This window comes from Mycobacterium sp. 236(2023) (assembly GCF_029623955.1).
Classification (GTDB): Bacteria; Actinomycetota; Actinomycetes; order Mycobacteriales; family Mycobacteriaceae; genus Mycobacterium.
In genome coordinates, this window is record NZ_JARSBP010000006.1 from 1 (window position 1) to 11660 (window position 11660).

Consider the following 11660-nt stretch of genomic DNA (forward strand, 5'->3'; position numbering starts at 1 on the left):
AAATCCTCCTGGTACGGCGACTGCCTACCCGAACGCGACTTCCCCACCCTCATCAGCCTCTACCTCCAAGGCCGCTTCCCCCTCGACAAATTCGTCTCCGAACGCATCACCCTCGACCACATCGAAGACGCCTTCCACAAAATGCACAACGGCGAAGTCCTACGCTCCGTGGTGGTCCTCTGATGGCCAACATTCAGCGACTGGTCACCAGCGGCACCTTCGAGCTCGACGGCGGCAGCTGGGACGTCGACAACAACATCTGGTTGGTCGGCGACGACAAGGAGGTCGTGGTGTTCGACGCGGCCCACACCGCCGAGCCGATCATCGAGGCGGTCAACGGCCGCCACGTGGTCGCGGTGGTGTGCACGCACGGGCACAACGACCATGTGACGGTGGCTCCGCAGCTCGGTGAGGCGCTCGACGCGCCCGTTCTGCTGCATCCCGCCGATGACGTGTTGTGGCGAATGACGCATCCGGACAAGGACTTCCGCGGGGTGTCCGACGGTCTGGCGTTGACGGTCGGCGGCATCGAGTTGCGAGCACTGCACACGCCGGGACACTCCCCCGGTTCGGTGTGCTGGCATGCACCCGAGCTGGGCGCCGTGATCAGCGGGGACACGCTGTTCCAGGGCGGTCCCGGCGCGACGGGGCGATCCTTCTCTGACTTCCCGACCATCCTGGAGTCGATCTCGGGCCGGCTCGGGAAGCTGCCGGGCGAGACCGTGGTCTACACGGGGCACGGCGACACGACGACCGTCGGCGACGAGATCGTGCACTACGACGAGTGGGTGTCGCGCGGCAGCTGAACGGTCAATCAGGCTTGAACCGTTACCCCTCGAGGACGCGCCGTTTCTCGGATTCGAATTCGGCCTCGGTCAGCGCGCCGGAATCGCGCAGCGCGGCAAGTGTCTTGAGCTGTTCGACGCGCACGCCGTGGTCGGTGGGCTGATAGCTGTCGACCGGGGGCCCGTCGACCCACGGCATCCAGGCCGGTGAGGTGTCGCGGCCGAACGCCAGTTGCGGGTTGATGTAGCCGTCGACGGTGCCGCCGGTCTCGATGTCGTAGACGCCGGCTTCGGCGATCTGGAGAGTCCACACCCGCACGCGCACATCGTTGTTCACCGACGTCACCGAACCTGCCGCCCGGCTCAGACCGGGGTCGGGCAGGCCGTCCTGCCCCCGATGCTGAGCCGCAGCGGCGGCACAGGGAAACCGCCGTCGGAGCTACCGGTCACCGCGGTGTGGAAGTTGACCGTCACCTCGCCCTCGGGCAGATGGAGGCTGCCCGATCCGGGGACCGGAATTTCGCCGTAGGCGTCGAAGTCGTCGAACAGGAATACGCCGAGCATCAACGACACGATCAGGCCACCACCACCAACGACGAGCGTGCACACCGCGGTGATCGCCGCGATCTTCGGTTGCACGAGCGCACGTTCGGCGGCGCGTTTGCCGCACGGGTACTACCGTGACAGAGATGGCTGAGTCGAGCATCGTCGTGCGGCCGGAGCCGAAAGACAGCGGCTCCTACAGCGCCGCGAACCGGCTGCAGGCCGCCGGGCTCGCGCCGGCGATCGCCGTGTTCGAGAAGGCGGCGGCGGAGGTACCGATCCCCAAACCGCCTCAACCGATCGTCGTCGCCGACTACGGCGCATCCAACGGACTCAATTCGCTTCTCCCGATCGGTGCCGCAATCTCTGTGCTGCGCAAGCGAACCCGCCCCGAGCACTCGGTGTTGGTGGCGCACACCGACAGTCCCGACAACGACTTCACCGAGATGTTCCACAACCTGGAGCACGACCCCGACGCCTACCTGGCCAAGGACCGCGCGACTTTCGCCTCGGCGGTCGGAAGATCGTTCTACTCGCAGATCCTGCCGTCCAACAGCGTCAATCTGGGATGGAGCGCGTGGGCGATTCACTGGCTGAGCCGGGTCCCCTGCGACATCGATGGTCACATCCAGGTCAATCAGTGCTCCGACGAGTCGGTTCGGTCGGCCTTCGCCAGGCAGGCCGCACATGACTGGCACGAGTTCGTCGCGTTCCGCGGCCGCGAGTTGTGCCCCGGCGGACGGCTGGTCGTGATGACGATGGCGATCGCCGAGGACGGTGAGTTCGGCTACCGGCCGTTGTTGGCGGCGATGGTGGACGCGCTCGCCGAACTGGCGGGAAGCGGGGTGATCACCGACGACGAGGTTGCCGCGATGTGCGTTCCGACGGTCGGGCGCCGCGCGGCCGATTTCGCGGCGCCGTTCGCCCCGTCGGGGCGGTTCGAACAACTCTCGATCGACCACCTCGAGGTTTTCGACGCCGAGGACCGTTTCTGGGATCGCTATCGGATCGACGGCGACGCACGGGGTTTCGGCACCAAGTGGGCGGGGTTCGCGCGGGCCGCGGTGTTCCCCGCGTTGCTGCCCGCCCTCGGCGGCGAGCCGTCCCGGGCGACGGAGTTCTTCGATCGGCTGGAAGCCGGCGTTCTCGAGCGGTTGGCGGCAGCTCCGGAACGGATGCAGATTCCGCTGGCCCACGTGGTCCTGGTCAAGCGCACGTCCTAGCGGATGGTCCCCACCCCGGGGATCAGCGGGAGGTCCAGCGCGGTGACCCACCCGGGCGACAGGTCGTTGACGGCGGGTACCGCGTTGAGCGCCCGCAGTCCGGTGGACAGGCACCCCGCAGCCGCGGCGTCACGCCCGGAACCGTCGGTGAACCGGAAGGCCGTCTCCTGGAAGATGCTCGGGGTGCCCTCGATGTCGACGCGGTACACGTCGTTCTCGTTGCCCGACGGCCACTCCGGTGCGGCGTCGTTGCCGATCCGGTTGACGTGCTCCAGTTGGATCCGGGTCTCCCCCTGGTACACCCCGTTGATGGTGAACCGGACTGCGGCGACGTTCCCGGGCGCGATGATGCCCTTGGCGGTCTTGCGTTCGTCGGGCGTCACCCACTTCTCCCACGTCGTGGTGATCTCGTCGAGCATGATCCCCGCCGCGTGCGCGATCATCGGAACCGTTGCACCCCAGGCGAATACCAGGATGTCGGAGTTCTCCAACATCGGCGTGAACTCGGGCGGCTTGCCGATGCCCATCTCGCGGTCGTAGTCGCCTTCGTAGTTCGTGTAGTCGAGCAGTTCGGAGGCGCGTACCTTGCGGACCTCCGAACACAGACCCATCAACGTCATCGGGAACAGGTCGTTGGCGAACCCGGGATCGATGCCCGTCGTGAAGCACGACGACTCACCCAGCTCGCACGCCACGGTGATCGGTTCGATCCAGTTGGGCGGGTTGAGGTGCATGGTCGGCCAGATCCACGGTGTCATCGACGTGGAGCACACGTCGATACCAGCCCGCAGGAAGCGGGTGATCAGCTCGATGTTGGCGTCGGCGCGCGCGGCGGTCGGACCGTAGTGCACCAGCGCGTCGGGCTTCAGCGCGATCAGCGCGTCCACGTCGTCGGTCGCCGTCAGCCCGAGATCCCTACCGAGGCCGCAGATCTCACCGACGTCGCGACCGACCTTGTCGGGGTTGCTGACGCCGACCCCCACCAATTCGAACCTCGGGTGTTTGACCACCTCGGCGATCACCATCTTGCCGACGAAGCCGGTCCCCCAGATCACCACGCGTTTCACGTCGGATCCCGCCATCAGAAGCACCGCCGCAGGCCGCCGGGCTCACAGATCAGCGGGTACAGATCGACCGGGATCGGGAGCGGCTCCTTGAACGACAGCGTGAACGGAATGTCGATGATCGAGGGCGCCAGACCGCATCCTCCGCTGTGCGAGATGCTGCGCGTTCCTGAGGTTTCGTTGAACGTGAATACCTCGACCGTCGGTGCGGTCGTGCCGTCCGGGCACTCCATCCCGTCGTTCTTGGGCGTCGTGAAACTCCACCTGCCGCCGACCTGCCGCGCGTCGCCGCCGGTCAGTCCGTCGGACGGGCCGACGTGGATCTGGCAGGCGACGGGGAGCTCGAGATTCACCCGGAGATCGCCGACCGTCGGGACGCACGACGGGTAGAGCGTCCACGTCCCGGTCTGCCCGTCGGACACATAGTTGTAGACGCCTTGCATCACCGGCGTGTCCGCCTGGGCAGGGCCGGCTACACCTACGGAAGCACCAGCCAGGACGGCGACCGCGGCCATACCGCGCAGCATCAACATGCCAGGCAGTATTCCACCACCGCGTTTTGCCGTTCGGGCCTTCGGGTAGACAACCCGCAACTGCAACTTATCCCGGGGTGGTTGGCATATGGCGAGAGCGGCGGTGCGTGCCGCTGTTCTCGCCATATGCACTCTCTTGACGGTTCTGACGGGTTGTTCGACCGGGGAGCGGGTCGACCTCGGGCAGGGCGCGGCCGGTTCGCTGATCGTCGCGATCGCCGGCGAACCGGATCAGCTCGACCCACACAAGACGTCGGCGTACTTCTCGTTCGAGGTTCTCGAGAATGTCTACGACACCCTGGTTGAACCCGACGCGAACCTGCAGATGCAGCCGGCGCTCGCCGAGTCCTGGGAGGTCAGCCCCGACCAACTGACCTGGACGTTTCACCTGCGCCCCGGGGTGTCGTTCCACGATGGCACTCCGCTGACGGCCGACGACGTCGTGTTCTCGTACCGCCGGATCATCGACGAAGAGCTGACAAACTCCGACAAGTTCAGCTCGATCACCGCCGTCGAATCGCCCGATCCGGCAACGGTGGTTCTGCGGCTGGACCGGCCGACCCCGAACATGCTGACCAACCTCGGCGGCTTCAAGGGAATGGCCATCGTGTCGCGCGCCAACGTCGAGAGCGGACAGATCGCCACCCATCCCGTCGGCACCGGTCCGTTCAGCTTCCTCGGCCAGAAAAGCGGTGACTCGATCTCGCTGGGCGCCAACCCGAACTACTGGGACGGACCGCCGGGCGTGTCCGGAGTGACGTTCCGGTTCATCTCCGAACCGTCGACGGCGCTCTCGGCGCTGCAGGCCGGCGAGATCGACTGGACCGACTCCGTGCCCCCGCAGCGCGTCACGCAACTGCGCGATGACGACTCGCTGGAACTGGCCGTCACCCCGAGCAACGACTACTGGTATCTCGCACTCAACGAGGCGCGGGAACCGTGGAACGACGTGCGGGTGCGTCAGGCCATCGCCTACGCCATCGACCGGGATGCGATCGTGCAGGCCACCAGCTACGGCACCGCTGCGAAGAACCAGCTCGCCATCCCCGAGGGCAACCCGTGGTTCACGCCGTACGACCGGTACAGCTCGGGCGGACTCGACAAGGCGCGAGAATTGTTGCAGGAGGCCGGTGCCCAGCCATCGAACCTCGACATGCTCGTCACCACCGAGTATCCCGAAACGGTCACCGCGGCTCAGATCATCGCCGACAACCTTGCACCGCTGGGCATCACGGTCAACATCCGCACCGTCGACTTCGCGACCTGGCTCGACGAACAGAATTCCGGCAACTTCGACATGCTGATGATGGGGTGGCTCGGCAACATCGACCCCGACGACTTCTACTACGCCCAGCACCACACCGACGGCACCAGCAACGCGCAGAAGTTCTCCAACCGAGAGGTCGACCGTCTACTCGACGCGGGGCGCGTCGAAATCGACGAGTCGACAAGGAAATCCGATTACGCGAAGGCTGCGACGCTGATCGCCGATGAGGTCAGCTACATCTACCTGTACAACCCGTCGGTGATCCAGGCGTGGAGTCCGGCACTGTCCGGCTACGAAGCACGCCGCGACGGCGCGGTCCGGTTCCGCACCGCGACGCTGAACGAGGACGGTGGGGCGTGACCCATCCCATCGCCCGGTTCGTCGCCCGCAGACTGCTGTACTCGGCGGTCGTGATGTTCGGCGTGATCATCGTGGTGTTCGCGCTCGTTCACCTCGTGCCCGGAGATCCTGTCCGCATCGCACTCGGAACCCGCTACAACCCTGAGGCGTACGAAGCACTGCGCGCCGCAAGTGGACTCGACCGGCCGTTGATCTCGCAGTTCTTCGGCTACCTCGGCTCGGCACTGACCGGCGATCTCGGCGTCAGCTTCCGCAACGGCGACCCCGTCACGGTCACGCTTCTGGAGCGGCTTCCCGCCACGCTGTCACTCGGCTTCGCGGGCATCGTCGTCGCGTTGGCGATCGCCCTGCCCGCAGGCATCTACTCGGCGCTGCGGGAAGGCAAGCTCAGCGACGCAATCGTCCGTGTCACAAGCCAGTTCGGCGTCTCGATCCCGGACTTCTGGATGGGCATCCTGCTGATCGCGCTGTTCTCGACGGTGCTCGGCTGGCTGCCGACGTCGGGTTACCGGCCGCTGTTCGAGGACCCGGCCGGCTGGCTGCGCCACATCATCCTGCCCGGGCTGACCATCGGGGTGGTGGCCGCGGCGATCCTGACCCGCTACGTCCGGTCGGCGGTGCTGGAGGTCGCGGGGATGGGTTATGTGCGCACCGCCCGCTCGAAAGGTCTGCCGCCGCGCGTCGTGACGTTCCGCCACACCGTGCGCAATGCGCTCGTCCCGATCCTGACCATTACCGGCATCCAGCTCGCGACGCTGCTGGGCGGGGTGATCGTCGTCGAGGTCGTGTTCGCGTGGCCGGGTCTGGGCCGCCTGGTGTTCAACGCCGTCGCGGCCCGCGACTATCCCCTGATCCAGGGCGCCGTGCTGCTGATCGCGGCGCTGTTCCTGCTGATCAATCTCATCGTCGACGTGTTGTACGCCGTCGTGGACCCGAGGATCCGGCTCGGATGACGACGATCGAGAACGGGCGCCTGTCATCCTGGGGTCTGCTGGCCCGCAACCCCGTCACGCTGGTCAGCGCCGTCGTGCTGGTCGCCGTCGCGGCCGTTGCGGTGACGGCGAATTGGATCGTCCCGTACGGCGTCAACGACGTCGACGTCCCGAATGCGTTGCAGCCGCCGAGTGGTTCGCACTGGTTCGGCACCGACGAGTTGGGCCGCGACGTTCTGTCGCGGGTGCTGGTGGCCATCCAGGCCTCCATGCAGATCGCGGTGGTGAGCGTCGCATTCGCGGCGATCGTCGGTGTCGCGGTCGGTCTGATCGCCGGATACCGCGGCGGCTGGCTCGACACCGCGCTGATGCGCGTCGTGGACGTGATGTTTGCGTTCCCGGTCCTGCTGCTCGCCCTGGCGGTGGTCGCGATCCTCGGCCCCGGCGTGACGACGACCATCCTGGCGATCGGCATCGTCTATACGCCGATCTTCGCGCGCGTGGCGCGGGCCAGCACCCTCGGTGTTCGCACCGAGCCGTATGTGTCGGTGTCGCGGGCGATGGGCACCGGAGATCTGTACATCCTGCGGCGGCACATCCTGCCGAACATCGCCGGGCCGCTGATCGTGCAGACGTCGCTGTCGCTGGCGTTCGCGATTCTGTCGGAGGCCGCACTGTCCTTCCTGGGCTTGGGCATTCAGCCGCCGCAACCGTCGCTGGGCCGGATGATCTTCGATTCACAGGGCTTCGTGACGATGGCGTGGTGGATGGCTGTGTTCCCCGGCGCGGCGATCTTCGTGATCGTGCTGGCGTTCAACCTGTTCGGCGACGGCCTGCGGGACGTGCTGGATCCCAAGCAGCGCACCACGATCGAAGCCAGGAGGCGAGAACGGTGACCGTTCTGGGTGTGCACGATCTGGGTGTGCAAATCGGTGCGCGCACGATCGTCGACGGGGTGTCGTTCGACGTGGCACGTGAACAGACGGTCGGCATCGTCGGCGAGTCGGGCTCCGGCAAGACGATGACGGTGCTGGCCGCGACCGGACTGCTGGATGCGCCTGGGGCGCGGGTGTCCGGAACGAGCACGCTGGCCGGTGACATCCAGCTGGTCGGGGCATCGCCTGCCGTGCTGCGCACCGTGCACGGGGCGCGCATCGGTTTCGTCTTCCAGGACCCGGGGACGTCGCTCAATCCGCTGCTGACACTGGAACGGCAGATCACCGAATCCCTTGAGACGCATCGCAACCTGACCAGGCGCGCGGCCAGGGACCGGGCACTGGAACTATTGGAAGCGGTCGGGCTGCCCGACCCGGAGATGCGCCTGCATGCTTACCCGCATCAACTGTCGGGCGGACAGCGCCAGCGAGTGATGATCGCGATCGCTCTGGCCTGTGACCCCGAGCTGCTGATCGCCGACGAACCCACCACGGCGCTCGACGTGACGACGCAGGCGCAGATCATCGAGCTGGTCCGCGCCTTGCAGCGCGATTTCGGCACTGCGGTGGTGTGGATCAGCCACGACCTCGGCGTCATCGGCCAGGTCGCCGACCAGGTGACGGTGATGCGTAGCGGCGAGGCGATCGAGCAGGCGCCGATTTTGGACGTCTTCGACCGCCCGCGTGAGGACTACACGCGCGATCTGCTGGCGGCCCGGCCTGTGCTCGACAAGGCCGGTCCGCCGCCGGTCGGTGACGCGGAGGACCTGTTGGTGGTCGACGGGCTCGACGTTCAGTTCTCGGTGTCGACACCGGTCGGCCGTTCGACGGTGCACGCGGTGAAAGATGTGTCGTTCCGGATCCGCCGCGGCACCACGTTGGGCCTGGTTGGCGAATCCGGTTCGGGCAAGTCCACCGTTGCCGCCGCCCTGACGGGCCTTGTGAAACCCGACTCGGGCACCTCCACCTTGGCCGGCGATGACGTCCTGCACACCAAAGGATCGGCGGCCAAGGCCATGCGTCGACGCATCGGACTGGTGTTTCAGGATCCGTTCGCATCGTTGAATCCGCGCTCGCGCGTGGATCATTCGATTGCTGAACCGCTGGTGGTGCACAAGTTGGCGGGCGGCAAGGACGGGCGAAAACGCCGAGTCGGGGAACTACTCGACCTCGTCGGGTTGCCTGCTGATTTCGCGCAACGGTATCCCCATGAGCTGTCCGGCGGGCAGCGTCAGCGGGTCAGCATCGCCCGGGCTCTGGCCGCCGAACCGGATCTGCTGATCCTCGACGAGGCGACCGCGTCGCTGGACGTGTCCGTCCAGGCCCGGGTGCTCGATCTGTTGTCGCGCCTGCAGTCCGAGTTGGGTTTGGCCTACCTGCTCATCGGTCATGACCTCGCGGTCATCCGCCAGCTCAGCCACGAAGTGCTGGTGATGCGCCACGGTGAGGTCGTCGAGAACAGGCCGGCCGATGAGTTGTTCGGCGCGCCGGAGCAGGACTACACCCGCGCCCTGCTGGCTGCTGTTCCACCGGTGAGACCCCGCGCCGCCGTGTGACGAGCCCGTGAGAAAGTCATGGGCATGAGTCAACTGAGCGGCAAGGTCGCCTTGGTCACGGGCGCATCGGCGGGTCTGGGCGCGGCGACGGCGAAACTGTTCGCCGAGCGCGGCGCCACGGTGTTCGGGATCGCACGGGATGCCGAGCGCATGGCCGAAGTGTTCGCCGATATCCCCGGCGGGGCCTACTCGTCGGTGGATGTCACGTCGTCGGAGGCGTGTGCGCAGGCGGTCGCGGACTGCGTCGCACAGTTCGGCCGCCTCGATGTCTTGGCCAACATCGCGGGATTCCACAAGATGCGGCACACCGTTTCGATGACCGACGCCGACTGGACAGCCGATCTGTCGGTCAATCTCAACGGCCCGTTCTACCTGTGCCGCGCCGCAATTCCGCATCTTCTGGAGACGAGCGGCAACATCGTCAACGTCGCATCGATCGCCGGCGTCGAGGGCGAGGTTTACTCGGCGGGCTATTGCGCCGCCAAGCATGGACTGGTCGGTATGACGCGCGCGCTCGCCATCGAGTTCACCAAAGAGAAGCTGCGCGTCAACGCGATCTGCCCGGGCGGGATGCCGACTGCACAGAGCACCGAGTTCGAGGCGCCGGAGAACGCCGACTGGGATCTGATCCTGCGGATCGCTTCCCCGCGTGGATTCATGGAGACCGAGGACGTCGCGAAGACCATTGCGTTCCTCGCGAGCGACGACGCCGCGGCAGTGCACGGCGCGGTCTATCGCGTGGACAACGGCAAAGGCGCCGGCTGACTCAGAACGGCGGCGGTTCGTAGGTCTCGGCGAGCCAGGCCTGATGCTGGCGCTCTTTCTCGGCGTCGATCTCCATACGTTGCCGGCGTTCGTCTGCGATGCGGGCCTGCCGGTCCTGTTCTCGGGTTCGCTTGCGTTGCGGCATCATCGAGGACTTGTCGAGCGATTCGTCGGGTTTGTCCCCCTGGGGCAGCGGCGCCGTCGGCGTGGCCAGCGAAGGAAACAGCAGTGCACCCAAAGGCTCAGTCTCGTAGACGATTCCGGTGGGTGCCGTCAACACGATCGTCCCGTCGGGTCGCTGTTCGTCACGCCAGCCATTGGGGCCGGTGAGGAAAGTCTTGATGACATGATGCGTGCGGCAGTAATGCTTGGTGGACGACGGATGCGTGACTCCGTACGGCCACGGCACCGTGTGGTCGACGTCGCAACGCAGCACAGGGGCATCGCAGCCCGGCCACCGGCACGTCAGGTCGCGCCAACGCAGGAAGTCCCGGAGCCTCGCCGACGGCCGGTACCCGTTCTCAGGCTCGGCGTCGGGAAGATGGACGGGTTTGAGCTTCGCCGTGGCGGCGGCTGCGCGGACGTTCTCGGCGGGCAGCACTCCGAAACCCGCCAGATATCCCGGCCTGTCGCTCGCACCGTCCACGGTGGCCCGCTCGGCCAGGATATGGATGACCACGTTCGCCGCGGATTCTCCGACCACCGTGGCCGGGCAGTCCGGGGAACCGCACTGGCACGCCAGCGATGATTCGCCGCGGCCCAGCGCACCGGTGGCAGCTGCCCGTCGGTTGTTGTGCGTGCGTGGATCTTTGGGACAAACCGTTGCCGCCAACGCATCCAGCCGTTGATCCAGTGCTGCGGCATCGCCGGCATCGAGCGAGCCCGTGAGGGCCGCCACCCCGGGTACGTCAGGCTCGATATCGACGTACAGATTGTCCTTGGCAACCGGTGGCACACGAACTGCAGCGGGGTCGAACTCCGCCACCCACGTATCCACCCGATCGCGTAAGTCATTCTTGGACAACCGCATCCACTGAGTGAGCTTCGGCGCTATGGCCTCGTCGAGGGCGCCGATCACGTCATCCTCGACGTTGTCGGTGCGGCTCAGCACAGTCTGGACCATGCGTAGATCGATGTCGCCCCGCGAGAACACCGTCGCCACCCGCGGCAAGCGCTCATGCAACGACACCGACATTCTCACCTGGTGTTCCGCCCGCGCCCGGCTGATGTTCTGCGCCGCCGATACTTCTGCGCCGACGACCACCACGAGATCCGTACGCCAGAAGCCCGCCTCGGCATAGTCCTTCCGGCGTCGCTCGTACAGCTTGGCCACGGCCGCCAGACGTTCGGCGATTGCCCGGTTCTCCCCGCGCGAGGCGAACTCCATCGCGAAGACCAGATCAATCGCCTCCGCCGATTCGAACATGTGTTCGACACTACCAGACCGCGCGGACAAATCCCCCAGCAATGAGGCGTCGCCGATGCCTCGGAACGTCACATGCCCCGACGCGGTCGCACCGACTGGACATATGTCTATTAATTGAGGAATCAACTCGCCATTCTGTTGGGCGCGGGAAACACCAATCCCCGCACAGCCAGAAGAGGTCCGACTAAATATTTTGAATCAGAACACTATTGACTTCCACATTGTGCCCACCCACGCATCTGATCTAAACTGGACAAGTGTCCAGCATGGA

General features: G+C 66.2%; 12 protein-coding genes and 1 pseudogene. 8 read left to right on the forward strand and 5 right to left on the reverse strand.

Going from position 1 to position 11660, the window contains the following annotated elements:
* Positions 1-183, forward strand: a pseudogene (locus tag P9A17_RS23030) (S-(hydroxymethyl)mycothiol dehydrogenase); the annotation flags it as partial.
* A complete protein-coding gene (locus P9A17_RS23035; RefSeq protein WP_278041068.1) occupies positions 183-806 on the forward strand; it encodes an MBL fold metallo-hydrolase in 624 nt (207 codons plus the stop codon). The pseudogene P9A17_RS23030 and the gene P9A17_RS23035, both read left to right, overlap by 1 nt.
* Before the next feature lie 22 nt (positions 807-828).
* Here the strand turns inward: P9A17_RS23035 and P9A17_RS33250 are convergent, their stop codons facing one another.
* Both P9A17_RS33250 and P9A17_RS33255 read right to left on the reverse strand, forming a co-directional pair.
* Positions 829-1122, reverse strand: a complete 294-nt coding sequence (locus P9A17_RS33250) for an SHOCT domain-containing protein (protein ID WP_347403854.1) — start codon at positions 1120-1122, stop codon at positions 829-831.
* A 26-nt stretch (positions 1123-1148) separates the two neighbouring features.
* Positions 1149-1424 (reverse strand): hypothetical protein, encoded by a 276-nt coding sequence (locus P9A17_RS33255; RefSeq protein WP_347403855.1) that lies wholly within the window; start codon positions 1422-1424, stop codon positions 1149-1151.
* 50 nt (positions 1425-1474) lie between these two features.
* Between P9A17_RS33255 and P9A17_RS23045 the strand changes: the two genes are divergently transcribed.
* On the forward strand, positions 1475-2551 hold the full coding sequence (locus P9A17_RS23045) for an SAM-dependent methyltransferase (RefSeq protein WP_278041069.1): 1077 nt from the start codon (positions 1475-1477) through the stop codon (positions 2549-2551).
* On the opposite strand, the gene P9A17_RS23050 is transcribed toward P9A17_RS23045, so the two are convergent.
* Positions 2548-3633, reverse strand: a complete 1086-nt coding sequence (locus P9A17_RS23050) for a dihydrodipicolinate reductase (RefSeq protein WP_278041070.1) — start codon at positions 3631-3633, stop codon at positions 2548-2550. The genes P9A17_RS23045 and P9A17_RS23050 overlap by 4 nt on opposite strands.
* Positions 3633-4148: a hypothetical protein gene (locus P9A17_RS23055; protein ID WP_278041071.1), complete on the reverse strand. Its 516-nt coding sequence runs from the start codon at positions 4146-4148 to the stop codon at positions 3633-3635. Before P9A17_RS23055 ends, P9A17_RS23050 begins: the two co-directional genes overlap by 1 nt.
* 88 nt (positions 4149-4236) lie before the next feature.
* Here P9A17_RS23055 and P9A17_RS23060 point away from each other — a divergent pair, with 88 nt between their 5' ends.
* The 5 genes from P9A17_RS23060 to P9A17_RS23080 are packed head-to-tail and all read left to right on the forward strand — an operon-like array spanning position 4237 to position 9963.
* Positions 4237-5775 (forward strand): ABC transporter substrate-binding protein, encoded by a 1539-nt coding sequence (locus P9A17_RS23060; RefSeq protein WP_278041072.1) that lies wholly within the window; start codon positions 4237-4239, stop codon positions 5773-5775.
* The gene (locus P9A17_RS23065) at positions 5772-6728 is read left to right on the forward strand and encodes an ABC transporter permease (RefSeq protein ID WP_278041073.1); all 957 of its coding nucleotides are present in this window, start codon (positions 5772-5774) and stop codon (positions 6726-6728) included. The genes P9A17_RS23060 and P9A17_RS23065 overlap by 4 nt, the downstream gene beginning before the upstream one ends.
* Complete coding sequence (locus P9A17_RS23070; protein ID WP_278041074.1) at positions 6725-7603, forward strand: ABC transporter permease; 879 nt, start codon at positions 6725-6727, stop codon at positions 7601-7603. Before P9A17_RS23065 ends, P9A17_RS23070 begins: the two co-directional genes overlap by 4 nt.
* Positions 7600-9198, forward strand: coding sequence for an ABC transporter ATP-binding protein (locus tag P9A17_RS23075; RefSeq protein WP_278041075.1), 1599 nt, complete (start codon positions 7600-7602; stop codon positions 9196-9198). Before P9A17_RS23070 ends, P9A17_RS23075 begins: the two co-directional genes overlap by 4 nt.
* Positions 9199-9222: 24 nt before the next feature.
* A complete protein-coding gene (locus P9A17_RS23080; RefSeq protein WP_278041076.1) occupies positions 9223-9963 on the forward strand; it encodes an SDR family NAD(P)-dependent oxidoreductase in 741 nt (246 codons plus the stop codon).
* A 1-nt stretch (position 9964) separates the two neighbouring features.
* Here the strand turns inward: P9A17_RS23080 and P9A17_RS23085 are convergent, their stop codons facing one another.
* Positions 9965-11389 (reverse strand): HNH endonuclease signature motif containing protein, encoded by a 1425-nt coding sequence (locus P9A17_RS23085; RefSeq protein WP_278041077.1) that lies wholly within the window; start codon positions 11387-11389, stop codon positions 9965-9967.
* Positions 11390-11660 lie beyond the last annotated feature (271 nt).